This window comes from Streptomyces sp. NPDC002640, assembly GCF_053592575.1.
In genome coordinates this window covers 286,694-310,546 of sequence record NZ_JBSFVZ010000003.1, presented here as the reverse complement: position 1 = coordinate 310,546, position 23,853 = coordinate 286,694, and the positions used below count along the sequence as shown (strand labels likewise).

General features: G+C 76.0%; 20 protein-coding genes. 13 read left to right on the top strand and 7 right to left on the bottom strand.

Going from position 1 to position 23,853, the window contains the following annotated elements; genetic code table 11:
• Positions 1-238: 238 nt before the first annotated feature.
• Together groL and ACWD3O_RS06070 are read left to right on the top strand one after the other, a co-directional pair.
• Positions 239-1,861, top strand: a complete 1,623-nt coding sequence (gene groL / locus ACWD3O_RS06075; protein WP_151774325.1) for a chaperonin GroEL — start codon at positions 239-241, stop codon at positions 1,859-1,861.
• A 253-nt stretch (positions 1,862-2,114) separates the two neighbouring features.
• Positions 2,115-3,251 carry an NADH:flavin oxidoreductase gene (locus tag ACWD3O_RS06070; protein WP_451408399.1) on the top strand — a complete coding sequence of 379 codons (1,137 nt, stop codon included), beginning with the start codon at positions 2,115-2,117 and terminating at the stop codon, positions 3,249-3,251.
• 101 nt (positions 3,252-3,352) lie between these two features.
• Here the strand turns inward: ACWD3O_RS06070 and ACWD3O_RS06065 are convergent, their stop codons facing one another.
• Positions 3,353-3,916, bottom strand: a complete 564-nt coding sequence (locus ACWD3O_RS06065; protein ID WP_451408400.1) for a hypothetical protein — start codon at positions 3,914-3,916, stop codon at positions 3,353-3,355.
• A 203-nt stretch (positions 3,917-4,119) separates the two neighbouring features.
• On the opposite strand from ACWD3O_RS06065, the gene ACWD3O_RS06060 reads away from it, so the two are divergent.
• Together ACWD3O_RS06060 and ACWD3O_RS06055 are read left to right on the top strand one after the other, a co-directional pair.
• Positions 4,120-4,794 (top strand): HD domain-containing protein, encoded by a 675-nt coding sequence (locus tag ACWD3O_RS06060; protein WP_451414979.1) that lies wholly within the window; start codon positions 4,120-4,122, stop codon positions 4,792-4,794.
• Between the two features lie 21 nt (positions 4,795-4,815).
• The gene (locus tag ACWD3O_RS06055) at positions 4,816-5,919 is read left to right on the top strand and encodes a GNAT family N-acetyltransferase (protein ID WP_451414978.1); all 1,104 of its coding nucleotides are present in this window, start codon (positions 4,816-4,818) and stop codon (positions 5,917-5,919) included.
• A gap of 54 nt (positions 5,920-5,973) precedes the next feature.
• Here the strand turns inward: ACWD3O_RS06055 and ACWD3O_RS06050 are convergent, their stop codons facing one another.
• The gene (locus tag ACWD3O_RS06050) at positions 5,974-6,249 is read right to left on the bottom strand and encodes a DUF4031 domain-containing protein (RefSeq protein WP_451408403.1); all 276 of its coding nucleotides are present in this window, start codon (positions 6,247-6,249) and stop codon (positions 5,974-5,976) included.
• 4 nt (positions 6,250-6,253) lie between these two features.
• A complete protein-coding gene (locus ACWD3O_RS06045; protein ID WP_451408404.1) occupies positions 6,254-6,646 on the bottom strand; it encodes a hypothetical protein in 393 nt (130 codons plus the stop codon).
• 149 nt (positions 6,647-6,795) lie between these two features.
• On the opposite strand from ACWD3O_RS06045, the gene ACWD3O_RS06040 reads away from it, so the two are divergent.
• Both ACWD3O_RS06040 and murQ read left to right on the top strand, forming a co-directional pair.
• Positions 6,796-7,683, top strand: coding sequence for a MurR/RpiR family transcriptional regulator (locus ACWD3O_RS06040; RefSeq protein WP_451409000.1), 888 nt, complete (start codon positions 6,796-6,798; stop codon positions 7,681-7,683).
• Between the two features lie 191 nt (positions 7,684-7,874).
• On the top strand, positions 7,875-8,825 hold the full coding sequence (gene murQ, locus ACWD3O_RS06035) for an N-acetylmuramic acid 6-phosphate etherase (RefSeq protein WP_451408405.1): 951 nt from the start codon (positions 7,875-7,877) through the stop codon (positions 8,823-8,825).
• A gap of 31 nt (positions 8,826-8,856) precedes the next feature.
• Here murQ and ACWD3O_RS06030 read toward each other — a convergent pair whose 3' ends face one another.
• Positions 8,857-9,351, bottom strand: a complete 495-nt coding sequence (locus ACWD3O_RS06030) for a GNAT family N-acetyltransferase (RefSeq protein WP_451408406.1) — start codon at positions 9,349-9,351, stop codon at positions 8,857-8,859.
• Between the two features lie 192 nt (positions 9,352-9,543).
• Between ACWD3O_RS06030 and ACWD3O_RS06025 the strand changes: the two genes are divergently transcribed.
• The 4 genes from ACWD3O_RS06025 to ACWD3O_RS06010 all read left to right on the top strand — a co-directional run bounded on the left by ACWD3O_RS06025 (position 9,544) and on the right by ACWD3O_RS06010 (position 14,402).
• Positions 9,544-9,744: a hypothetical protein gene (locus tag ACWD3O_RS06025; RefSeq protein WP_451408407.1), complete on the top strand. Its 201-nt coding sequence runs from the start codon at positions 9,544-9,546 to the stop codon at positions 9,742-9,744.
• A 161-nt stretch (positions 9,745-9,905) separates the two neighbouring features.
• Positions 9,906-12,905, top strand: coding sequence for a helix-turn-helix transcriptional regulator (locus ACWD3O_RS06020; RefSeq protein WP_451414977.1), 3,000 nt, complete (start codon positions 9,906-9,908; stop codon positions 12,903-12,905).
• Between the two features lie 9 nt (positions 12,906-12,914).
• The gene (locus ACWD3O_RS06015) at positions 12,915-13,598 is read left to right on the top strand and encodes a maleylpyruvate isomerase family mycothiol-dependent enzyme (RefSeq protein WP_451408408.1); all 684 of its coding nucleotides are present in this window, start codon (positions 12,915-12,917) and stop codon (positions 13,596-13,598) included.
• Between the two features lie 90 nt (positions 13,599-13,688).
• Positions 13,689-14,402, top strand: a complete 714-nt coding sequence (locus tag ACWD3O_RS06010; RefSeq protein WP_451414976.1) for a copper homeostasis protein CutC — start codon at positions 13,689-13,691, stop codon at positions 14,400-14,402.
• A gap of 24 nt (positions 14,403-14,426) precedes the next feature.
• Here ACWD3O_RS06010 and ACWD3O_RS06005 read toward each other — a convergent pair whose 3' ends face one another.
• Together ACWD3O_RS06005 and ACWD3O_RS06000 are read right to left on the bottom strand one after the other, a co-directional pair.
• Positions 14,427-16,439, bottom strand: a complete 2,013-nt coding sequence (locus ACWD3O_RS06005; RefSeq protein ID WP_451415046.1) for a HelD family protein — start codon at positions 16,437-16,439, stop codon at positions 14,427-14,429.
• Positions 16,440-16,721: 282 nt separating this feature from the next.
• A complete protein-coding gene (locus ACWD3O_RS06000; protein ID WP_451414975.1) occupies positions 16,722-17,225 on the bottom strand; it encodes a GNAT family N-acetyltransferase in 504 nt (167 codons plus the stop codon).
• A gap of 277 nt (positions 17,226-17,502) precedes the next feature.
• Here ACWD3O_RS06000 and ACWD3O_RS05995 point away from each other — a divergent pair, with 277 nt between their 5' ends.
• Entirely contained in the window at positions 17,503-17,892 is a 390-nt protein-coding gene (locus ACWD3O_RS05995; RefSeq protein WP_451408411.1) for a VOC family protein, read from the top strand.
• A gap of 136 nt (positions 17,893-18,028) precedes the next feature.
• Positions 18,029-19,672 carry a DNA repair helicase XPB gene (locus tag ACWD3O_RS05990; protein ID WP_451408412.1) on the top strand — a complete coding sequence of 548 codons (1,644 nt, stop codon included), beginning with the start codon at positions 18,029-18,031 and terminating at the stop codon, positions 19,670-19,672.
• Between the two features lie 100 nt (positions 19,673-19,772).
• Here ACWD3O_RS05990 and ACWD3O_RS05985 read toward each other — a convergent pair whose 3' ends face one another.
• Positions 19,773-22,568, bottom strand: coding sequence for a helicase-associated domain-containing protein (locus tag ACWD3O_RS05985; RefSeq protein ID WP_451408413.1), 2,796 nt, complete (start codon positions 22,566-22,568; stop codon positions 19,773-19,775).
• A 192-nt stretch (positions 22,569-22,760) separates the two neighbouring features.
• Between ACWD3O_RS05985 and ACWD3O_RS05980 the strand changes: the two genes are divergently transcribed.
• A complete protein-coding gene (locus tag ACWD3O_RS05980) occupies positions 22,761-23,828 on the top strand; it encodes a hypothetical protein (RefSeq protein ID WP_451408414.1) in 1,068 nt (355 codons plus the stop codon).
• The last annotated feature ends 25 nt before the right edge of the window (positions 23,829-23,853 follow it).

Below are 23,853 nucleotides of genomic sequence, written 5' to 3'. Positions count from 1 at the left end.
CCGGTGGGGTGTCCGGAGGGCGGAAAACAGGGCGGGATTCCGGGAGCGTCTTGCACTCGGCAGGGTCGAGTGCTAATCATTGCGTTAGCACTCTGAAGGTGAGAGTGACAACGATGGACCGGGTCGGTGAGGTCCGCGTTGCCGAGGCGGGAAGGAACCGTCCGGCACGCAGGCCGTCCGTCGCGGGCGCGGGCGCGGTCCGAAGGAATCACCCCCAGTCCTGGGAGGACCACTTCACATGGCCAAGATCATCGCGTTCGACGAGGAGGCACGGCGCGGCCTCGAGCGCGGCATGAACCAGCTCGCGGACGCCGTCAAGGTGACGCTCGGCCCCAAGGGCCGCAACGTCGTCCTCGAGAAGAAGTGGGGCGCCCCCACGATCACCAACGATGGTGTCTCCATCGCCAAGGAGATCGAGCTCGAGGACCCGTACGAGAAGATCGGCGCCGAGCTGGTCAAGGAAGTCGCCAAGAAGACGGACGACGTCGCCGGCGACGGTACGACCACCGCGACCGTTCTCGCCCAGGCGCTGGTCCGCGAGGGCCTGCGCAACGTGGCGGCCGGCGCCAACCCGATGGCCCTGAAGCGCGGCATCGAGAAGGCCGTCGAGGCCGTCTCCGGCGCCCTGCTCGAGCAGGCCAAGGAGATCGAGACCAAGGAGCAGATCGCCTCCACGGCGTCCATCTCCGCCGCCGACACCCAGATCGGCGAGCTCATCGCCGAGGCGATGGACAAGGTCGGCAAGGAAGGCGTCATCACGGTCGAGGAGTCCCAGACCTTCGGTCTGGAGCTCGAGCTCACCGAGGGCATGCGCTTCGACAAGGGCTACATCTCGGCGTACTTCGCGACCGACATGGAGCGCATGGAGGCGTCGCTCGAGGACCCGTACATCCTCATCGCCAACTCCAAGATCTCCTCGGTCAAGGACCTGCTCCCGCTCCTCGAGAAGGTCATGCAGTCCGGCAAGCCGCTGCTGATCATCGCCGAGGACGTCGAGGGCGAGGCCCTGTCGACCCTGGTCGTCAACAAGATCCGCGGCACCTTCAAGTCCGTCGCCGTCAAGGCCCCGGGCTTCGGCGACCGCCGCAAGGCCATGCTCGGCGACATCGCCATCCTCACGGGCGGCGAGGTCATCTCCGAGGAGGTCGGCCTCAAGCTGGAGAACGCGACCCTGGACCTCCTGGGCCGCGCCCGCAAGGTCGTCATCACCAAGGACGAGACCACCATCGTCGACGGTGCCGGCTCCGCCGACCAGGTCCAGGGCCGGGTCAACCAGATCCGCGCCGAGATCGAGAACAGCGACTCGGACTACGACCGGGAGAAGCTGCAGGAGCGCCTGGCGAAGCTCGCCGGCGGTGTCGCGGTCATCAAGGCCGGTGCCGCCACCGAGGTGGAGCTCAAGGAGCGCAAGCACCGCATCGAGGACGCCGTCCGCAACGCGAAGGCCGCCGTCGAGGAGGGCATCGTCGCCGGTGGTGGCGTGGCCCTGCTGCAGGCCTCCCAGGTCTTCGAGAAGCTGGAGCTCGACGGTGACGAGGCGACCGGCGCCAACGCCGTGCGCATCGCGCTCGAGGCCCCGCTGAAGCAGATCGCCGTCAACGCCGGCCTCGAGGGCGGCGTCGTGGTGGAGAAGGTCCGCAACCTCACCCCGGGTCACGGCCTCAACGCCGCGACCGGCGAGTACGTCGACCTGATCGCCGAGGGCATCATCGATCCGGCGAAGGTGACCCGTTCCGCGCTGCAGAACGCCGCCTCCATCGCCGCGCTGTTCCTCACCACCGAGGCCGTCATCGCCGACAAGCCGGAGAAGGCCGCCGCGGCCGCTCCGGGCGGCATGCCGGGCGGTGACATGGACTTCTGAGCCTGACGGCTCGAGGTTCCACGGTCCGCGACCGGACCACGCGTGACGCCCGAGGGCGGCACCCCCACCAGGGGTGCCGCCCTTCGGCGTTCCCGGCGCCCGCGCCCCTCCCCTCATGGATCGGGACGTGAGGCGGGTCTCGCGGAGGCGGGAATGCCAGCGCATACCGACTGGTTCGCACAAGTACGCGGACGCTCGCCGGACCGGTGGGCGCCCGCGCCGCCATGACTGTCCCTCCCCCAAGGAGCCCCACGTGACCGTCACCTCCGGTGCCGAGATCGCCGACCGCGCCTCCCGCGTCCTGTCCCGCCCGCTCACCGTCAACGGCATGACGCTGCCCAACCGCCTGGTGATGCCGCCGATGACCCGGAAGTTCTCGCCGGGCGGCGTGCCGGGCGAGGACGTGGTGGCGTACTACCGGCGGCGGGCCGCCGCCCAGGTGGGCCTGATCGTCACCGAGGGCACCTATGTCGACCGCCCCGCCGCCGGGGACAGCACCCGGGTGCCGCGCTTTTACGGCGAGGAGCCGCTGGCCGGCTGGCGCAAGGTCGTCGAGGCGGTGCACGCCGAGGGCGGCAAGATCGTCCCGCAGCTCTGGCACGTCGGCATGACCCGCCCGGACGGCCGCGGCGCGTTCCCCGACGCCCCGTCCGAGGGCCCGTCGGGCCTCCTGCTGAACGGCGAGGCCTCGCCGAACGGCCGGACGATGACCCAGGAGGACATCGACGCCACCGTCGCCGCCTTCGCCAAGGCCGCCGCCGACGCCGAGCGCGTCGGCTTCGACGGCATCGAGCTGCACGGCGCGCACGGCTACCTGATCGACCAGTTCCTCTGGGAGCGCACCAACCGCCGCACCGACGCCTACGGCGGCGACGCCGTCGCCCGGACCCGGTTCGCGGTGGAGATCGTGGAGGCGGTCCGCGCCGCGGTCTCGCCCACCTTCCCGGTGATCTTCCGCTTCTCGCAGTGGAAGTCCGACGCGTACGACGCGAAGCTGGCGACCACGCCGGAGGAGCTGGAGGCGGTGCTGCGCCCGATCTCCGAGGCCGGTGTGGACGCCTTCCACGCCTCCACCCGCCGCTACTGGCTGCCCGAGTTCGAGGGCTCCGACCTCAACCTGGCCGCCTGGACGAAGAAGCTGCTGGGCAAGCCGGTCATCACCGTGGGCTCGGTCGGCCTGGACGGCAACTTCACCGACGCCTTCACCGGCAAGGGCGCGCCGGTGCGGGCCGTCGACGACCTGCTGGACAGCGTGGAGCGCGAGGAGGTCGACCTGATCGCGGTCGGCCGCGCGCTGCTCCAGGACCCCGAGTGGGGCGCCAAGCTGCTCGGCGGGCGGACGGACGAGATGACGCCGTACGACGCGGCGTCGCTGATGCGCCTGCACTGACCCGCCGGCGGCCGCCGGCCACCGGCCGGAACCGCACGACGGCAGGACAGAAGGGGCCGACCGCGCACACGCCGCGGTCGGCCCCTTCCGCGTGGGCCCGGTCAGCCCATCGGCTCGACGGGGACGATCCGTGGCTCGCCCCAGACCCGCAGCACCTCGTAGTCGGTGAACTCGTGGACCAGCCGGTACGCCATGGCCGGGCGCGGGCCGCGGCGTTCGGCGGCGAGGAAGAGCTCGGCCTCGCGCCGGTCCCGGCGGGGCGCCCCGCACAGCTCCCAGGCCCGCCCGTTCCACGCCTCCGGCAGCCAGCGCTGCTGCGGCTGCGGGCGGTCGCCGTGCATGCCGTACCGCGAGGGCACGGGGTCGGCCGGGCGCTCCGGCACGGGGCCGCCGCTCAGCCGGGCCCGGCGGCCGCTGCGGCGGCGGGTCTCGCACAGCAGGCAGAGGTCGGGGGCGCTCCGGTCCACCGGACCGTTCGGGTGCTCCGGGCAGCGGGTGGCGGGGGCGGCCGTGGTGACCGTCTCCTCCAGCAGCTCCATCGCACGCCGCAGGTCACCCTTCAGCTCGTGCAGCTGCGAGTCCGGGGTGTCGGAGGTGATCTTCTCCCCGTGCTCGCCGAGCACGCGCAGGGCGCGCCCCAGGGCGGTGAGCTGAGCGTGGTTCACGGCGGTGCGGATCCTTTCGCAACGGACGACGGACGACAAGGGGCAAAGCGGCGGGGCGGCGGGCGGCGGAACCGGCGGCACCCGGCACACCGGCCGGGCGCCGCGGGCGGCCGCTCGCCGCTCACCGCTCGCCGTTCCAGCGTCGCACACGCGGCGGGCACCCCGGGGCGCGTCCCGGGCGCGGGCGGTCCACAATGCGGGGCATGACGCGACCCCACGCCGCCCCGGCCGAACCCGCCGACCTCGACGCGCTGCGTGCCCGCTGGGCGCGGGCCCTGACCGCCGCCCGCGGCGGAGCCCCGGAGCCGGACCCCGTGCCGTACGCCGAGAACCTGCTGCGCCGCTGGGCGGAGCCGCAGCGGCGCTACCACACGCTCACCCACCTCACCGCCGTCCTGGACCGGGTGGACGAGCTGGAGCGGTACGCGGCCGACGCGGACGTGGTGCGGCTGGCGGCCTGGTTCCACGACGCCGTCTACCACCCCGAGCGCTCCGAGAACGAGGAGCGGTCGGCCCGTCTCGCCGAGGCCGCGCTCCCCGAGGCGGGGGTCGACGCGGCGCGGACCACGCAGGTGGCCCGCCTGGTCCGGCTCACCGTCACCCACGACCCGGCCGACGACGACCCGGACGGCCAGGTCCTGTGCGACGCCGACCTGGCGGTCCTCGCCTCCCCGCCCGAGGCGTACGCCGCGTACACGGCCGCCGTCCGGCAGGAGTACCACTTCATCCCCTCCGAACTGTTCCGCGAGGGCCGCACCGCCGTCCTGCGGCAGCTCCTGGAACTGCCCCGGCTCTTCCGCACCCCGTACGGCGCGGAGCACTGGGAGGCGACCGCCCGTTACAACCTGAGGTCCGAAATCGACCTGCTCACCGGCTGATCCGGGCCCTAGGCTCCGGTCATGACAACTCTGGGCGCCCTGGGGGGCGACGCGGCGGCGAAGGCAGTGACCGATGCGGTGGCGGAGGCGGTGGCGGCCCTGCGGCCGGCCGCGGGGCGGGACTGGTCCGCGGTCCGGGCCGGGCGGGTGGAGTGGGACTGCCGGCGGACCGCCCAGCACGTGGTGAGCGATCTCTTCGCCTACGCCACGCAGTTGGCGACGCGGGCGCCGGACGCCTACCGGCCGGTGGAGTACACGCTGGACCCGCCGGACGCCGACGCCGGGACCGCCCTGGAGGCGATCGAGGCGGGCGGCGTGATGCTGGCGCTGGCCTGCCGGACGGCGCCGAGGGCGGCCCGCGGCTTCCACCCGTACCCGTTCCGCGGTGCCGGCCGGGAGGGGTTCGCCGCGATGGGCGTCGCCGAGGTGCTGCTCCACACCCACGACATGGCCGAAGGGCTCGGCGTCGCGTACCGGCCGTCGGCCGAGCTGTGCGGGTACGTCCTCGCGCGGCTCTTCCCGCACGTGCGGCAGGGCGACGACCCGTGGCGGACGCTGCTGTGGGCCACCGGGCGGGGCACCCTGCCGGGCGAGGCGCCGGTCACCCGGTGGCACTGGTACAACACGCCGCTGATCGAGGCGGAGCGCCTGACGCTGGAGGCGCTGAGCGTCCCGGCCGTGGCGGATCTCGCGCTCGGCGGCGACGGCGGCCACGACTGGGTCCCCGGCGGCCCGTTCGAGGGCACCCGGGAGGGCGCGGGCATGGTCGCGTCGGCCTACGACAAGGGCGCGCTCCGTCCGCAGTGGGGCTCCTACGTCCTGCTGCGGCGCGAGGACGACCGGGCGCTGGGCTCCATGGGCTTCCACGGCCCGCCGGACGAGGAGGGGCGGGTGGAGGTCGGATACGACCTGGCCGTCGCCGCCCGCGGCCAGGGCTACGCCACCGAGGCCCTGCGCGCCCTCACCGCCTGGGCCCTGGACCAGGAGGGCGTCCGGGTGGTCACCGCCCGGGTCGACGCCGACAACACCCCCTCCCGGAAGGTCCTCGAACGCGCCGCGTTCCGGCCCGTCGGCCACCTGGAGGAACCCGGCGGCGTCCTCGTCCTCGAACGGCGCGCGGACTGACCGAGGCCCCCGCGCACGGGTGCCGGGTGTCCCGGTCCGGGGCGGCGCGGCGGGCTACGCCCGCGCCGCCCCCGGCCGCTTGCGGCGGCGGAGGCCCGCGGCGTGCAGGCGGCGGACGATCTCGCGGCTGCGGACCGGGACCGCGCCCGCCGCGACCGCGTCGTCGTACCGGTCCGCGGGGATGTCGTAGTGGTCGCCGTCGAAGGCCCGCCGGGGCGCGCCCAGCCGGGCGGCGAAGGCGTGGAGTTCGTCGTAGGACACGTCGCTGATCAGGTGGGACCACAGGCGCCCGTGGCCGGGCCAGGCGGGCGGGTCGATGTACAGGGTCACGGGGTCACGACGCGTCCGGCGACGCGGCGCCCGGCAGGGCCGAGCCGAGCGCGCCCACCGCGGCGACCCGGACGCCCGCCTGGTGGCACACCCAGTGCGGGTCCGGTCCCAGCTCCGGCTCGATCTCCAGCGCGTGCGGCTCGCCGTGCGCGCACACCGGGCACAGCGGCCACCGGCCGTACTTGTCGAGCAGCGCGTCCTGCACGTCCTGCGCCACGAGGCCGGGCAGGAACTCCGCGCCCTCCGGCCACTGCTCCACCCACCAGCGGCGCTGCACCACCGAGTCCTCGACCAGCGAGACCACGTCGGCCTCGGCGACGTCTCCGGCGACCAGATCGGCGAGGACGAGGGCGCGTGCCGCGTGCACGGCCTGTTCGAGGGGGCTGATGGCGCTCATGCTCCCATTGTCACGCGCCCTTGACCCTGACCAGGGAACGAAAATATCTTTCAGGGGCAACCTTCTAGGTGAAGGAAAGTTTCGTGAGCTCACCGACCGTGCCGTCCGCCGCCCGCGGAGCAGGAGGCCGCGCCCCGGCGCGGGCCGCCGTGCCCGTGCCGCCCGCCCCACCCGCTCCCGCCGCCCTCGCGGCCAAGGTGCGGACGCTGGGCCCCTCGATGACGCGGTCCATGCAGCGCGTCGCCGAGGCGGTGGCCGGCGACCCGGCCGGCTGCGCGGCGCTCACCGTCACCGGCCTGGCCGAGCTCACCGGCACCAGCGAGGCCACCGTGGTCCGCACGGCGCGGCTGCTGGGCTACCCCGGCTACCGCGACCTGCGCCTGGCGCTGGCCGGGCTCGCCGCCCAGCAGGAGTCCGGCCGCTCCCCGTCGGTCACCGCCGACATAGCCGTCGACGACCCGATCGCCGAGGTTGTCGCCAAGCTGGCCCACGACGAGCGGCAGACCCTCGCCGACACCGCCGCCGGGCTGGACACCGCCCAGCTCGACGCCGCCGTCACCGCGATGGCCGCGGCCCGGCGGATCGACGTCTACGGTGTGGCCGCGTCCGGGCTGGTGGCCCAGGACCTGGCGCAGAAGCTGCTGCGGATAGGCGCGGTCGCGCACGCGCACAGTGACCCGCACCTGGCCGTCACCAACGCCGTGCAGCTCGGCGCGGGCGACGTGGCCGTGGCGGTCACCCACTCCGGCTCCACCGGGGACGTGATCGAGCCGCTGCGGGTCGCCTTCGAGCGGGGGGCGACCACGGTGGTGGTCACCGGGCGGCCCGGCTCGCCCGTCACCCAGTACGCGGACCACGTCCTGACCACCTCCACGGCCCGGGAGAGCGAGCTGCGGCCGGCCGCGATGTCCTCGCGTACCGGCCAACTGCTGGTCGTCGACTGCCTGTTCGTGGGCGTGGCGCAGCGCACCTACGACCGGGCGGCCCCCGCCCTCTCCGCCTCCTACGAGGCGCTCGCCCACCGCCACCGGCGCTGAGCCCGCGAGCCGCCGGGCGCACGGGTCTCCACGGGCGCACGGGCGTCCGAGTGCACGAGTGCACGGGCGTCCGAGTGCACGAGTGCACGAGCGCCTGAGCCGCCGCTGAGCGCCCGAGCCGCCCTGAGCCGGCCGCCGCAGAGTCCTGATCCGCCCTCCGCCCTCCGCCCTCCCAGGGAGTGACCGCCGCCATGTCAGGTGCCGACCCGCGAGCCCAGCGCGACAACCCCGAACGCCTCCACCATCTTGACCGGCTCGCCACCGAGGCCGCCCGTCCCGACCTCGCCGAACTCGACCTGCTGCCGACGGAGCGGATCGCGGAGCTGATGAACGAGGGGGACACCGCCGTGCCCCTCGCGGTCGCCGGGCAGGTGCCGCGGATCGCCGCGGCCGTGGACGCGATCGCGGAGCGCATGGCCCGCGGCGGCCGGCTGGTCTACGCGGGCGCGGGCACGGCGGGCCGGCTGGGGGTGCTGGACGCCTCCGAGTGCCCGCCGACCTTCGACACCGCTCCGGGCCAGGTCACCGGCCTGATCGCGGGCGGCCCGCAGGCCCTGGTGACCTCGGCGGAGGGCGCCGAGGACGACGCGGACGCCGCACGCGCCGACCTGGAGGAGTTCGGGCTGACCGCCGACGACTGCGTGGTCGGCGTCTCCGCGTCCGGCCGCACGCCCTACGCGGTCGCCGCGGTGGAGTACGCGCGGGCCGTCGGGGCGCTCACCGTCGGGGTGGCCTGCAACCCGGACAGTCCGCTGGCTGCCGCGGCGGAGCACCCGGTGGAGGTGGTGGTCGGGCCCGAGCTGATCGCGGGGTCGACGCGGCTGAAGGCGGGCACGGCGCAGAAGCTGGTCCTCAACATGCTGTCGACGATCACCATGGTCCGCCTCGGCAAGACCTACGGGAACCTGATGGTCGACGTGCGGGCGAGCAACGAGAAGCTGCGGGCCCGCGCGCACCGCATCGTCGCGCAGGCCACGGGGGCGCCGGACGCGGAGGTGGCCGACGCGCTGAAGGCCACCGGCGGCGAGGTGAAGCCGGCGGTGCTGGCCCTGGCGGCGGGTGTGGACGCGGCGACGGCGGCGCGGCTCCTGGAGGACGCCGGCGGCCACCTCCGGCAGGCCCTGACCGCCGCCCGCGGGTAGCCGCCGCCGGGCGCGCGTCGCGGCGCGGCGGTCAGGTCCCGTCGAGGGCGCGGCGGAACCGGACGGCCGGGCGGCCGTCGAGGAGGAAGCGGCCGGTCTCGGTGAAGCCGTTGTGCGCCAGGACCTGGCGGGACGCCGCGTTGCTCTCGTCGGTGACGGCGACGAGCGCGCGCAGGCCGTAGGTCTCCGCGGCCGTCCGGCACACCTGCCGCACGGCGGCCGTGGCCAGGCCGCGGCCCGCGTGGGCCTCGGCCACGCGGTAGCCCAGCTCGGCGGTGCGCTCCGCGGGATCGACGTCGATCAGGTTCACCCGGGCGACGACGGCGCCGTCGTCGCCGAGGACGACGTGGAAGTGGCAGACGCCCTCCTCCTGTTCGGCGAGCAGGGCGCGGTGCCGGTCGGCGAAGTGGGCGAAGTAGGCGTCGCCCCGGTCGGGGATGGTGCGGGCGAAGTAGGCGCGGTTCTCCCGCTCGAAGGCGAGGACGGCTTCCGCGTGGTCCGGGCGTAGGCGCTCGACGATCGGCATGCCGGGAGCGTACGCCCGTGGGGCGGGTCTTAGGCCGGGCCGGGCGGTGCTTAGCCGGTGCCGGGGCCCTCGGGCCGGCGTCTAGGACGCCCGGCGGCGCGGAAGATGCGGAACTCTCCCGATGCGCGCGACACCCCTGGGAAACGAAGGTTGAAGTGTCAGGAGACGCAGACGAACCAAGGGGGAACCGCCATGGCCGAGTTGGTCGAGTACACGTTCCAGGAGACCCGGGGCGCGGAGCTCAGGGCGCGGGCGGCGCGGGCCCGCCTGGCCCGGGCCGCGGTCCGGGGGCGGAAGGCGGCCGAGGAGGAGGCCGCCGGACACCGGGTGACGCGGTGGCGCCGGTACCGCCGCCCGGCGACCACCGCCCGCACCCCCCGCCCCACCACGTGACCGTCCCGCACCGCACCACCCCCACCGGCGACCCGGGCACGGGCCGTGCGGTGGGGTCCACCGGGGCCCGGGGACCGGGTGTCACCGCTACGGGAACCGGTACAGGAGCCGGTACAGGAACCGGTACCGGAACGGGTGCCGTCGGTGTGGACGCCTGTGCGATGCTCCCGGGCGTGGAGACCAGGAACGTGAGCCCTGTGTTCGTGGGGCGGGCCGACGAGCTGCGGGTGCTCGGCGAGGCACTCGACCGCGCGGACGCCGCCGAGCCGCAGGCGCTGCTGCTCGGCGGCGAGGCCGGGGTCGGCAAGACCCGGCTGGTCGAGGAGTTCGCCGCCGGGGCCGCCCGCCGGGGCGCGGTCGTCGCGGTCGGCGGCTGCGTGGAGATCGGGGCGGACGGCCTGCCGTTCGCGCCCGTCTCCACCGCCCTGCGGGTGCTCCGCCGCGAGCTGCCCGCCGAACTGGCCGCGGCGGTCGCCGGCCGCGAGACCGAACTGGCGCGGCTCCTGCCCGAGTTCGGCGACGCCCCGCTCGGACGGCACGACGACGAGGGCACGGCCCGCCTCTTCGAACTGACCGCCCGCCTGCTCGAGGACCTCTCCGCCACCCGCACGGTGGTCCTGGTCGTCGAGGACGTCCACTGGGCCGACACCTCCACCCGTCACCTCCTCGCCTACCTCCTGCGCACCCTGCGCACCGGACGGCTGCTGATCCTCGCCACCTACCGCAGCGACGACGTGCACCGCCGCCACCCGCTGCGCCCGCTCCTGGCCGAACTGGACCGCCTGCGCACCGTGCGCCGGATCGACGTCAGCCGCTTCAGCCGCGACGAGGTCGCCTCCCAGCTCGCCGGCATCGACGGCGCCGCGCCCGCGTCCGACCGGGTCGACGAGATCTACCGGCGCTCCGACGGCAACGCCTTCTTCGTCGAGGAACTCTCCTGCGGCGACCGCGCCGACAGCCTGCACGACCTGCTCCTGGTCCGCGTCGAGCGGCTCCCGGACGATGCCCAGCGGGTGCTGCGGATCCTCGCCGAGGCCGGGTCCCTGGTGGAGCACCGGCTGCTGGCCGCCGTCGCCGAGCTGACCGAGGACGGCCTGAACGACGCGCTGCGGGCCGCCGTCGGCGCCAACCTGCTGCTCGCCGAGGCGGAACAGGACGGTTACCGGTTCCGCCACTCCCTGGTGCGCGAGGCCGTCGCCGACGACCTGCTGCCCGGTGAGCGCGCCCGGATCAACCGGCGGCTGGCCGAGGCCCTGCGGACCGATCCCACCCTGGTCGCCGCGGACCGGCGCGCCACCCGCCTGGCGGGCTACTGGTACTGCGCGCAGGACGCCGCCAGGGCCCTGCCCGCCGTGCTGGCCGCCGCGCGCGAGGCGGGCTGCCGCTACGCCTACGCCGAGCAGCTGCGGATGCTGGAGCGGGCGCTGGAGCTGTGGGACGTCGCGCCCGAGGAGGTCAGGGCGGGGCTGCGGTGCTCCGACCTCGGGGAGGCCCCGCCCTACGGCACGGACGAGGGGCCCGGGGCGCCCGGGAGCCCGGCGTCGTGCCCGGACCAGGCAGACCTGCTGGCCCGGGCCGTGGTCGCCGGGCGGCTGTGCGGGGAGCGGGAGCGGGCGCTCAGACTGACCCGGCGCGCGCTGGAACTGCTCGACGAGCGGCGGGACCCGCTGCGCGCCGCCTGGTTCTGGGACCAGAGCTCCACGCTGACCCAGGAACTGGCCCGCGGCGACGGCCGCGCGGAACTGGCCCGGGCCCGGGAGCTGACCCGCGGGTTGCCGCCCTCCCAGGTGCACGCCTGGGTGCTGGCCAACGCCGCGTCCTGGGCGATGGTGCGCCACCAGGGCCCCGAGGCGATCGCCTCCGCCGAGGAGGCCGTCGCGTACGCCCGCGGCATCGGGTCCCTGCCCGTGGAGCTCAACGCGCGCATCACGCTGGCCTGCATGCTGGTGCACGCCGGCGACCTGGACCGCGGACTGCGCGAGCTGTTCCGGGTCCGGGACGAGGCGGGCGCCGCCGGTCTGGCGCAGCCGGCCGCCCGGGTGTACGTCAACCTGCCCGCGCAGCTGGAGTCGGTCGGCAGGTCCCGGGAGGCCGTGGCGATGCTGGAGGAGGGGGCCGGGTTCACCCGCCGTTACGGCCTGGTCGTCTCCGGCGTCTGGGTGCACGCGAACCTCGCCGAGTCGCGGTACTCGCTGGGCGACTGGGACGGCGTGCTGGAGGCCGCCGGCCGGGCCCGGCGGATCGGCCACGCGATCGAGGCGCAGGGGGCGGCCCGCCTGGTGACCGCCTTCGTCGCCCTGCACCGGGGGTCGCTCGACGAGGGCGAGCGGCTGCTGGGCGAGGCGCGGGACCTGCTGGCCAACAGCGACCGGCTGCCGCAGACGACGGTGCCGCTGGCCTGCGCCCGGATCGTGCTGGCGACCGCGCGGGGCGACGGGGGGCGGGCGCGGGAGGCGCTCCCCGCCGTGCTGGACACCGGACTCCCGCTGGGCGCCCCCGCGCACAACTGGCCGCTGCTCGTCGAGGCGGCGGAGGCGGAGATCGCCGCCGGAGCGGCCGATCCGCGCACGCTGGAGAGGCTGCGCGGCGCCGCCCGGAGGGAGGCCGCCGTCGCGCCGGTGTGGCAGGCGCACGAGCTGTGGCTGCGGGCGGCGCTGCGGCGGGCCGAGCGGGGCGATGGCCACGGTGACCCCCGGGCGGCGGCGGACGTGGACGCGTGGTCCGAGGTGGTCACCGCCTTCGAGCGGCTGGAGCGGCCGTTCGACCTGGCCCGGGTCCGCCTGCGGCTGGCCGAGGCCCTGACCGCGCGCGGCGGCGACGGCGACCGGGAGCGGGCCGCCGACCTCGTCAACCTGACCGCCGCGACCGCGCGGCGGCTCGGCGCCCGTCCTCTGGCCGCGGCGGCCGAGGCGCTGCTGCCCGCCCGGCCGGCCTCCGCGCAGGACGCGCCCCACGGGCTGACGGCCCGCGAGCGGGAGGTGCTGCCGCTCCTCGCGGCGGGCCGGAGCAACCGTCAGATCGCCGAGCGGCTCGTCATCTCTCCCAAGACGGCGAGCGTCCACGTCTCCAACATCCTGGCCAAGCTGGGCGTCGCCACCCGGGGTGAGGCCGCCGCGCTGGCCCACCGGAGAGGACTGGTGACCAACGGGGACCAGTCCTAGCGTGGCCGTATGACGACACCTGCCGACGTACGACGACTCGAACGCGATCCGGAGCTGCCGGGCAGGCTGCTCACCGTCGAACGGGACGCGCTGGTCCCGCTGTTGCGGTCCCGTCAGGAAGCCGACTTCGCCGTCCCGGTGCCCGCCTGCCCCGGGTGGACGGTGCGGGACGCGCTCGCCCACTGCGGGGCGGTCCTCACCCGTCTGGTGGAGGGCCGGTGGGAGAAGGGGACCGGCGGGCCCGAGCACAACGCCCGCGACATCGCGGAGCGGGCCGACTGGCCGGTGGCGCGGATCGTGGACGAACTCGAGCGGGGCCTGGGCGAGGCCGGTCCCGCGATCGCCGCCCAGGGCGGCGATCGCGACGGCGTGGCGCTCGGCGAGTGGATCCACGCCGGTGACGTGCGCGAGGCGTGGGGGCTGCCCGGGGCCTACGCCGGGCCCGGCCAGGCGGACGCGCTGGCGCTGCTGGCCTGGGTGACGCGGACCCACCGCCTCGTCCCGGTCCACGCCGACCTGGACGGCTACGACGAGCCGCTGCGGCTGGGCGACGGCACGCGGGCGCCCGGGCGGTACATCGGGGACGCCGCGACCCTGGTCCGCCTGTACTCCGGCCGGCCGGCGGCGGGATCCCCGTACGAGCTCGCCGGGGTGGGCGAGGAGGAGTTGAACATCTTCCGCCGACGGCGCTGACCGTCCGCGGCCGGGCGCGTACGCTAAGGGTCCCATTGGACTAGACCTCTGCGGCGAGCGGGAGGTGCGAGGTGCGAGGTACCCATGCCGGTGAGTGAGCGTGCGGAGCGGTCGGAGCGGTCCGTGCTGGAGGTGATCGCCCTGGACGCCGAGGACGCGGTCGCCGCGCAGGAGGGCGGCGCGGACCGGCTGGAGCTGGTGACGGACATGGCGGCCGACGGGCTGAGCCCGACGGCCGCCGTCTTCGCCTCGGTGCGGGCGGCGGTGGACCTGCCGGTGCGGGTGATGCTGCGGCTCGCGGACGGCTTCTCCGCCGGGGGCGACCCGGGCGTCACCGAACTGGTGCGCCGGGCCCGGGAGTTGCGCGAGGCCGGGGCGGACGAGTTCGTCCTCGGGTTCCTGGACGAGGGCGGGTCGCTGGACATCGTGGCGATGGAACGCGTGGTCGGCGCCCTGGACGGGTGCGCGTGGACGTTCCACCGGGCGCTGGACCACGCGGCGGACCGGAACGCGGTGCGGAAGGGGGTGGCGCTGCTGCCGGGGGCGGACCTCTGCCTCACCGCGGGCGCGGCGGGCGGGGTGTCCGACGGGCTCGCCGTCCTCCTCGCGGAGGCCGCGGGGGCGGCGCCGGGTGATCCCGGGCTGATGGCGGGCGGAGGGCTGCAGCTCGAGCACGTTCCGGTGCTGCGGGCGGGGGGCGTGCGGGCGTTCCACGTCGGCGGGGCGGTCCGCGACGGCGGCTGGGCCGGTCCGGTCTCCGCCCCCGCCGTCCGGACCTGGCGCAGTGCCCTCGACACCGTGTGACCCGCCGCGGGCCGGCCGCGGAGGTCAGGCGAGGTGGGGCGGGAGGGGGCCGGTGTGGGTGATGAGAAGGCCGGAGACGGCTCGGGTGAGGGCGACGTACAGCCGCCGCAGCCCCGTCCGCTCGTCCGGCTCCCCGTCCACCACCGCCGCCGGCTCGTCCAGCACCACGTAGTCGTACTCCAGCCCCTTCGCCAGCGACGCGGGGACCAGGGTGAGCCGCGCGCTCGCCGTGGTCTCCTCGCCGGGGGAGAGGTATCCGACCCCCGCCGCCGCGAGCGCGTCGGCCAGCACCGGGACCCGCGCGTCGGCGGCGATCAGACCCACCGACCCCTCGTTCCGCAGCAGTTCCCCGCACGCCGCGACGACCGCCTCCGCCGCCTCGACCCGGCGGATCTCGAAGAACCCGGGGTTCTCCCGGACCGACGCCACCGGCGTGAGCCCCGGCGCGATGTGCGGCAGCAGCCGCGAGGCGTAGGTGATGACGTCCGTCGGCACGCGGAAACCGGCGGTGAGCTCCTCGATCACCCCGTCCGGCTTGCCCAGGTGCCGCAGCGCCTCCTCCCAGGTCCGCGTCGCCCACGGCGTGGTGCCCTGCGCCAGGTCGCCCAGGACCGTCGCCGAGCCGGTGGTGCAGCGGCGGCCCACCGCCCGGTACTGCATGGGGGAGAGGTCCTGGGCCTCGTCCAGCACCACGTGCCCCAGCGAGGGCGTGCGCCGCACCAGGTCCGCCGCCTCGTCGATCAGCACCGCGTCCGCCGACGACCACTTCGCGGACCGCACCGACCGCGCCGGCCGGGTCCACAGCAGCAGCTTCCGCTCGTCCTCGTCGAGCACGCCCTCCGACTGCGCGGCCAGGAACTCCGGGTCGGAGAGCAGCCGCAGCACCAGCTTCGCCGGGTCGACCGGCGGCCAGATCGCCTTGACCGCCGCCTTCACCGCCGCGTTGCGGGCGACCGCGTCCTGCACCCGGTCGTCCGGCGCCTCCCCCGACTGCTCCATCCGCACCAGCACCGCGTGCGCGATCCGCTGCGGCAGCGCCTCCCGCGCCGCGCCGTAGCGGATGTCCCGCGCGAGCAACTCCCGGACGATCTCCTGCAGTTCGTACGCCGGGATGCGCCACCGCCGTGAGCCGCGGACCACCACCACCGCCTCCTCGGGCAGGGTGACGTGGGACCGCAGGGCCCGCCGCAGCACCTGCGCCATCCGCACGTCGCCCTTGAGCAGCGCGGTGGCCGGTTCGTCGACGCCGCGCACCTCGACGTGGGCGACCAGGTCGTCGACGGTGGCCTGCCGGACCTCCAGCTCGCCCAGGGCGGGCAGCACCTGCTCGATGTAGTGGAGGAAGGAGCGGTTCGGCCCGACGACCAGGGTCCCGGTGCGGGCGAGCCGGTCCCGGTAGGCGTACAGCAGGTACGCCACGCGGTGCAGGCCCACGGCGGTCTTGCCGGTGCCGGGCCCTCCCTGCACGCAGACCGTGCCGCCGAGCCCGGCGCGGACGATCTCGTCCTGCTCCGGCTGGATGGTGGCGACGATGTCCCGCATCGGGCCGACGCGGGGCTTCTCGATCTCCTGCTGGAGGAGCCGGCTGGTGCTCTCCGCCTCGGCGGGGTCGGTGAGGTGCTCGTCCTCGTAGGCGGTGAGCTCGCCGCCGGTGTAGCCGAAGCGGCGGCGCAGCCCGATGTCCATCGGGTCCTTCCGGGAGCCCCGGTAGAACGCCTGGGAGACCGGGGCGCGCCAGTCGACGACCATCGGGTCGCCGTCCGCGTCGTGGACGTGCCGCCGCCCGATGTAGAACCTGCGGTCGACGGCGTCCGCCCCCGGCCGCCCGGTGTCCGTCCCCGGCTGTCCGTCCGGCGCGTCCTGCGAGCGGTCGGTGCCCGGGGCGTGCAGGAAGTCCAGGCGGCCGAAGAACAGCGGGGTGTCGCTGAGGTCGGCGAGCGCCTTGATCCGCTCGTCGATCTGCCGGCCGAGCACCTCGGCGTTCACCCAGTTGGCCGTGACGTCGCGGATGTCGAGGGCCTCCACGTCCTCCCGCATCGTGCGCAGCGCGGCCCGTGAGGCCGCGAGGTGGGCCCGCTCCCGGGCGAGGGCGTCGTCGGACGGGCTCGATGAGCTGGACAAGGCATGCCTCCGGTCGTACCTGGTGAACTGCGGTGCGGTGACGGCCGCCGGGCGCGAGGCGCGGGGGCGGCCGGGCCGGCCGGTTTCCGTCCGGTCGGCGGCACTCCGGGGCACGGAGGCGGGGAGACGCGGGATCTTACGCCTCCCGGCGGGAACGATGCCAACGCGTTTTCCCGCGGCTCCCGCCGGGACGAGGGCTCAGGCCTCCGCGGCGTCCCCGGAGACCGTCCGGCGGTACACCTGCCGGGAGCCTCCCTCGGGGCCGGGCGCGGCCGGCTCGCCGGCGGTGAAGCCGAGCCGCTCGTAGAAGACCCGGGCGCCGCTCTCCACCGCGCCGGGGTGGTCGGCGCCGAAGGTGACGACCTCCAGGACGGCCGGGCGCCCGGTCACGAAGCGCGCCGTGGCCCCGTCCAGCAGGGCGCGGCCCACCCCGGTCCCCCGCGCCGCGGCGGAGACGACCAGCCAGTCGAGGTGGTGCGCCCGCGCGGATCCGGCGTCGGCGGGGTCGAACAGCAGCCCGCCGAGGGGGACCGGCGCCCCGTCGCCGTCCTCGGCCAGCAGCGCCGTCCCCCGGGTCAGATGGGTGCGCAGCGCCCGGTGGAACCCCGGCTCGGCGACCATCGGACCGAACCACCGCTCCACCTCCGCGGCCAGCCCGAGGAACCCGTCCAAGTCTTGCTCGCCCGCCACCCGTATCCGCATCACCCCAGCATGGCACCACCCCCCGACGCCCCGCCCGCGGCGCCCCGCCCGCGCCCGCGCCGCTCGCACGGCCCGCAGCGCCCCGCCCGCGCCCGCGCCGCACGGCACCGCCCGCGGTGAACCGCTCGTGCCGCCCCGCCCGCGGCGCCCCGCCCGCGCCGCTCGCACGGCCCGCGGCGCCCCGCCCGCGCCGCCCGCACGGCACCGCTCGCGGGGAACCCGTACCGCCCGCGGCGAACGCCGGGACGTGGGCGCCGGGCCGTCCTAGGGTGCCCGCATGGCCACCATCAAACAGGTCTCCCTGGGCGTGGACGACGACCGGCGGGCGGGCGAGTTCTGGCGGCGGGCGCTGGGCTACGTGCGGCGTCCCCCGCGGTTCGAGGGCGACGAGTGGATCGTCCTGGAGCCGCCGCCGGGCGAGCCGGGCGCCGCCCTCGCCCTGGACACCAGCGAGAGCCCCGCCGAGCGGTTCCCCCGGATCCACCTGGACCTGGACGCGGGGGAGCGGGACCTGGACGAGGAGGTGGACCGCCTGGTCGCGCTGGGGGCCCGGCGCGTCGACTGGCCGTACTACCCGGACGTCCTGCCGCCCGGCGCGCTGCCGTACGTCGTCCTGGCCGACCCGGAGGGCAACCGCTTCTGCGTCGAGGGCCACCGGCGCCGCTGACCCCTGCCGCCCCGGCGGCCGGGGCCGGCGCGGAGCCGGCGGCGCGGGTGGCCCGCGTCACTCCACCCGCGTCCCCGCGTGATGCACACTGGACGTTTGGCCGGCAAGGGGCGGCCATGAGGGAAAGGTGGCGCTGTTGAACGGTCCGCTGATCGTGCAGAGTGACAAGACGCTCCTGCTGGAGGTCGACCACGAGCAGGCCGACGACTGCCGTCGGGTCATCGCGCCCTTCGCCGAACTGGAGCGGGCGCCCGAGCACATCCACACCTACCGCATCACCCCGCTCGGCCTGTGGAACGCCCGCGCCGCCGGGCACGACGCCGAGCAGGTCGTCGACGCGCTGGTCACGTACAGCCGCTACCCGGTGCCGCACGCGCTGCTGGTCGACATCGCCGAGACGATGGACCGCTACGGCCGGCTGACCCTCTCCAAGCACCCCGTGCACGGCCTGGTGCTCACCACCACCGACCGGCCGGTGCTGGAGGAGGTGCTGAAGTCCAAGCGGATCGCCCCGCTGGTCGGCGCGCGGATCGACGCCGACTCGGTGGCCGTGCACCCGTCCGAGCGCGGCCAGATCAAGCAGACCCTGCTGAAGCTGGGCTGGCCCGCCGAGGACCTCGCCGGGTACATCGACGGCGAGGCCCACCCGATCGACCTGCACGAGGACGGCTGGCAGCTGCGGCCCTACCAGAAGCAGGCGGTGGAGAACTTCTGGCACGGCGGCAGCGGCGTCGTCGTGCTGCCCTGCGGCGCGGGCAAGACGCTGGTCGGCGCGGGCGCCATGGCCGAGGCGAGGTCGACCACGCTGATCCTGGTCACCAACACCGTCTCCGCCCGGCAGTGGAAGGCCGAGCTGGTGCGGCGGACCTCGCTCACCGAGGACGAGATCGGCGAGTACAGCGGCACGAAGAAGGAGATCCGGCCGGTCACCATCGCCACCTACCAGGTGCTGACGACCCGCCGGAAGGGCGTCTACCCGCACCTGGAGCTGTTCGACTCCCGCGACTGGGGGCTGATCCTCTACGACGAGGTGCACCTGCTGCCCGCCCCGGTCTTCAAGTTCACCGCCGACCTCCAGGCCCGCCGCCGCCTCGGCCTGACCGCCACCCTGGTCCGGGAGGACGGCCGCGAGTCCGACGTCTTCTCGCTGATCGGGCCCAAGCGGTTCGACGCGCCGTGGAAGGAGATCGAGGCGCAGGGCTACATCGCGCCCGCCGACTGCGTCGAGGTCCGGGTCAACCTCACCGACTCCGAGCGGCTGGCCTACGCCACCGCCGAGACGGAGGAGAAGTACCGGTTCTGCGCGACCACGGCCACCAAGCGGAAGGTGACCGAGGCACTGGTCCGGAAGTTCGCCGGGCAGCAGATCCTGGTGATCGGCCAGTACATCGACCAGCTCGACGAACTCGGCGAGCACCTCGGCGCGCCCGTCATCAAGGGCGAGACCAGCAACGCGCAGCGGGAGAAGCTGTTCGACGCGTTCCGCAACGGTGAGATCAACGTGCTGGTCGTCTCGAAGGTCGCCAACTTCTCGATCGACCTGCCGGAGGCGACGGTCGCCATCCAGGTGTCGGGGACCTTCGGTTCCCGGCAGGAGGAGGCGCAGCGGCTGGGCCGGGTGCTGCGGCCCAAGGCGGACGGGCACCAGGCGCACTTCTACTCGGTGGTCGCGCGCGACACCGTCGACCAGGACTTCGCCGCGCACCGGCAGCGGTTCCTGGCCGAGCAGGGGTACGCCTACCGCATCGTCGACGCGGACGAGGTCCTGGCCGCCGACTGACCGCCCCGCCGTCCTCCCGCCCCGCCGTCCTCCCGGCGGGCACGTCCTCCCGGCGGGCACGTCCTCCGGGAGGGCGGCGGGCGGCGTCCGCGGTCCGGCGTCACGCGTCCTCGTCGGCGAGTTCCGCCGCGCCCGTGATGCGGTGGAGGGGGTAGGTGCGGACGCCCGAGGCCGTGTGGTCGTGGGCGGTGACGAAGCCGCCCTCGACGCTGAGCGGCGTCAGGAGCCGCTGGGTGGCCACGCCCTGCGCGTCGAGGTGGCCGATCAGCACGCGGGTGCCGGTCATCACCGCCATCTGCAGGGTGGCCAGCGTGTCCTCCGCCGCCGACCGCGGCAGGTCGCCCTGCGGGATCTCCGGCGCCTTCAGCGGCGCGGTCGCGGCCTCGTCGCCCGCGCGGATCGCCCGCAGGGCGGCGGACAGCTGCGGGCCGTCCGGCAGCGGCGGGCCCTCCGGCACCGGCTGCGGCAGGGCGCGCGGGGGCGTGCGGTGGGCGGCGGCCCGCGCGATCAGGACGTCGCCCTCCGGTGACTCCGCGGCGGGCGCGAAGCCCATCGAGCGCAGCCCCTCCAGCAGCGTCGACGGGTCGGTCCGTGCCGCCAGGACGGTCGGCGCCAGCCGCCGCAGGCCCAGCCCGGCGGACCGCCCGTCGGCGAGGATCTCCTCCAGCACCTTCTCGTCGTCGCACCGCACGTACGAGGAGGACGCGCCCACCCGCAGCACGCCGTGCCGCCGGGCGACGTCGTCGATCAGGTAGGCCAGCGGCTGCGGCACCGGGGTGCGGGAGTGCGCGGCGAGGAAGGCGTGCAGGTCGGCGGCGGTGCGGCCGGAGTCCAGCGCGCGCCGGACCGAGCCGGGCGTGAAGCGGTAGACGGTGGCGCCGCCCTTGGACTCGACCTCGGCGAGGAGGTCCAGCGTCTCGGCGAGCGGCCGCTCCAGCGGGCCCGGCGCCACCGCCGTCAGGTCCGCCTGGAGCAGGACGTGGTCCAGCGGCGCAGGCAGCAGCGGGGTGAGCACCCGGGCGGCGGTGTCGGCGGCGACGGCCTGCTCGGCGGGCGGCAGCGGCGCGGGGACCGGTTCCGGGCGGCCCCCGGCCCGGTGGTGGCGGTGCACGGGGAGTCTGCCGCCCGGGCCGGTGTCCTCGGCCGCGGTGTCCTCGGCCCCGGTGCCGGCGGCGCCGCCCGCGAACCCGCGCGGGGGCCCGGGCTCCCGGACTCCAGGCTCCCGCACCCCGGCCTGCGGGAACCCGGGCTCTGCGGTCTCGGGCCCCGCGATCCCGGGCTCCGCGACCTCGGACTCCCCGGCCCCGTGGCCCCCGGCCTGCGGGGCCTCGGACTCCCCGGCCCCGGCCTGCGGGGCCTCTCCGAGGACCAGTGCGCGGCCGTGCGAGGAGAGCGCGCCGCGCCCCGTGACGCCGAGGCGTTCGGCCTCCTCCAGCGTCCACCGGGCGATCCGGGTCCGCAGGTCCTCCTCACCGCCCGTCGTGCCGCCGCCCGAGGAACCGGCGGAGCCGTCGGCCCGCCGCAGCGGGCGCTCCCACCGCAGCCGCCGCAGCAGCGACGGCTCGTCCGGCGACGCCCCGGCGGGCAGCGCGGCCAGCAGCGTCAGCACCCGGTGCCGCACCTCGGGCGCGGCGGACCGGTCCAGGCCGGGGCCCAGCGCGGACAGGGCGCGGTCCTTGGCGTCGCGCCCGCCGACCACCCCCGCCGTGCGGGTCCCCGTCAGCCAGGGCAGGGCGAGCCGTGCCCACCGCTCGGCCGGCGGGCGGTCCAGCCACTCGTCGGACGCCGGGGTCGGCGCGTACCGCTCGTCGGCCTCGCCGTCGGAGGCGATCAGGCCCGCGCCGAAGGCGACCTCCAGCCAGAACGCCGCCTCCGGCTCGGAGACGCCCAGCGCCCCCGCCGTCCGCTTCAGGTCCCGCACGCTGAGCCCGCCGGCCCGCAGCACGGCCGGGCCGCCGCCGTCCCACGTCTTCAGCAGCTCCTCGACCGTGGACAGCGCCTGGTACGCCTGCCCCGCCGCCGTGGCGTCGACGACCTGCGGGGCGTGCGGGGCGGCGATCTCCACGGCCGGCGGGAACGGCTCGGTGACCCGGTGGGCGCGCCCGCCGCGCAGGTGCAGCGCCACCTCGCGGGGCAGCACCACGGTGCCGGGGGTGATCGGCAGCAGCAGCCCGCGGTCCATCAGCCAGCGCAGCCGCGGCGCCGGATCGTGGGTGACCTGGCCGTAGGGCGGCCCCCACACCAGGCGGTCCAGGATCTCCAGCGAGTCGGCGGGCGCGTCGGACAGCAGGTCCGACATCCGCTCCGGGTCGGTGAAGAGCCCGGTCAGCGCGGCGACGGCGGAGACCGCGTCGTGGGTGGACGACAGCCCGGCGGTGGCCAGGATGTCCTGCACCCGGTTCGGCGACATGGGCACGGCGGCCTCCGCGACCGTCGGTCCCAGGCCGGTCGGCGAGGGCTGCCGGGGCGAGGGCGCGAGCAACTCGCGCACCGTCCGCACCAGACGCAGGTGGCCGTCGTCCCCCCAGACCAGGGCCTGCTCCCGCAGCTTGTCCACGGCGTACGGCAGGGCGCGCGCCACGGGCGACTCGGCGGCCTCCGGGTCGTCGCCCTGCTCGCCGGCCATCAGCCGCAGCAGCTCCCCGTAGGAGGCGGGGTCGGCGGCGACGGCCAGCGCCTCCGCGGTCTGCAGCGTGAAGCGGTCCAGCCGCTCCAGGGCGCGCGTCACGGAGGCGCGGGTGCCGGCCCGGGTGGCCAGCTGCGTCAGGTCGGTGGGGACGGGGGTCACCAGATCGGGGCGGGCGCGCAGCAGCGCGGACAACGACGCGTCGTCCCGGGCGCGCAACGCCTCCGCGAGGGAACGGGGGGTTGCCGCCGGCTTCTCCTCGGTGCTCATCCGCCCAACGGTAGTGGGTGGGACCGTCACTGCCCGGGCAGGGCTGTGGAGGGGCAGGCAGGGCGGCGGGTCCGGGAGTGTCCCGGGCCGCGTCCGGGGATGGTGACGGGACGTCTGCGCTAGCGTGCCCGGAGGGCGGCCCGGGGGTGCGCGGGGCGGGCGCGCGGGCGGTGTTCACGGGAGGTGGAGCGGGTGGGTATCGAGAGCGACCGGCTGGTCTACGACTACCTGAGCCGGGTCGGTGACATCGCCCAGCAACGGCAGTTGCCGTCGGCGGCACGGATGCGACTGGTGACGGAGCTGCGGGGCGAGATCGACCGGCGGCGCGCCAAGGCGATGGGCGACAGCCCGGCCGCGGTGAAGCGGATCCTGGACCGGATCGGGCCGCCCGACGCGGTGGTCGCCGCGGCGGGCGGCCCGGTCCCGGCCCAGCGGAAGGAGCCCGACCCGGCGGCGCCCACGCCGCCGCCCTCCCCTGGACGGGCGGAACGGGCGGAACGGGCGGGTCCCCCCGCCCCCGGGCGGCCGTCGGACCGGGCACCCGACCCGGCGTCGGCGCCGGCGCCGGAGCCGGACTCGGAGCCGCTGTCTGGCGCCCGCGCGGGCGGCGGGCGGCTGTGGGGTCTGCGCAGGAGCGTGCCGAAGCAGCGCACCGACGAGGTGCCGGCCGCCGCCCCGGCGGCCGACTGGTGGCGGGTGGACCCCGCCGCCGGGGCGGACGAGGTCCCGGGCTTCACCGGCGGCGTGGAGATCCCCGAGATGCTCAAGCCCCCGCCGCGCGAGAAGCGGGACGGCGGGACCGCCGCCCCCGGTGCCGCCTCCGGTGCCGCCGCCCCCGGGGCGGAGGCGGCGGCGGTGGCCGCCGCGCCCCGGCGGCGCTGGTTCGGCCTGGCCACGCGCAAACGGAGCGCCGGCACCGGGCGCGGCCTCGGCAGCCCCGTCCTGGTGACGGCGGCCGCGCTGCTGATCGCGGGGGCGGCCGTGGGGCACCTGATCCCGCTGGCGCTGGGCTGGCTCGTGGTGTGGGGCTCCCGGCGGCTCGGTCCCGCGGAGACCCGGTGGGCGCTGATGATCATGCCGGGCACCGCCGTCGCGGGCGGCATCGCCTGGCTGTGGGGCCGTGGCGAAGGCCGCTGGGGCGCCCCCCTCCGCGAGGGCGAACTCGCGGCCGCCCTCACGGAGACCGGCCCGGTGGTCCTGCGCGTCGCCGCCGTCCTCTCCGCCCTCTACGTCCTCCACACCGCCCGCCGCCGGCCCTGAACGGCGGCACCGGCGCGCGCCCTGT

Excerpts from the sequence above, each read along its gene's own strand:
- groL (WP_151774325.1), top strand. The coding sequence starts at position 239 with ATGGCCAAGATCATCGCGTTCGACGAGGAGGCACGGCGCGGCCTCGAG.
- ACWD3O_RS06060 (WP_451414979.1), top strand. The coding sequence starts at position 4,120 with ATGACGCGACCCCACGCCGCCCCGGCCGAACCCGCCGACCTCGACGCG.
- ACWD3O_RS06055 (WP_451414978.1), top strand. The coding sequence starts at position 4,816 with ATGACAACTCTGGGCGCCCTGGGGGGCGACGCGGCGGCGAAGGCAGTG.
- ACWD3O_RS06045 (WP_451408404.1), bottom strand. The coding sequence starts at position 6,646 with ATGAGCGCCATCAGCCCCCTCGAACAGGCCGTGCACGCGGCACGCGCC.
- murQ (WP_451408405.1), top strand. The coding sequence starts at position 7,875 with ATGTCAGGTGCCGACCCGCGAGCCCAGCGCGACAACCCCGAACGCCTC.
- ACWD3O_RS06030 (WP_451408406.1), bottom strand. The coding sequence starts at position 9,351 with ATGCCGATCGTCGAGCGCCTACGCCCGGACCACGCGGAAGCCGTCCTC.
- ACWD3O_RS06025 (WP_451408407.1), top strand. The coding sequence starts at position 9,544 with ATGGCCGAGTTGGTCGAGTACACGTTCCAGGAGACCCGGGGCGCGGAG.
- ACWD3O_RS06020 (WP_451414977.1), top strand. The coding sequence starts at position 9,906 with ATGCTCCCGGGCGTGGAGACCAGGAACGTGAGCCCTGTGTTCGTGGGG.
- ACWD3O_RS06015 (WP_451408408.1), top strand. The coding sequence starts at position 12,915 with ATGACGACACCTGCCGACGTACGACGACTCGAACGCGATCCGGAGCTG.
- ACWD3O_RS06005 (WP_451415046.1), bottom strand. The coding sequence starts at position 16,439 with ATGCGGGAGGACGTGGAGGCCCTCGACATCCGCGACGTCACGGCCAAC.
- ACWD3O_RS06000 (WP_451414975.1), bottom strand. The coding sequence starts at position 17,225 with ATGCGGATACGGGTGGCGGGCGAGCAAGACTTGGACGGGTTCCTCGGG.
- ACWD3O_RS05995 (WP_451408411.1), top strand. The coding sequence starts at position 17,503 with ATGGCCACCATCAAACAGGTCTCCCTGGGCGTGGACGACGACCGGCGG.
- ACWD3O_RS05985 (WP_451408413.1), bottom strand. The coding sequence starts at position 22,568 with ATGAGCACCGAGGAGAAGCCGGCGGCAACCCCCCGTTCCCTCGCGGAG.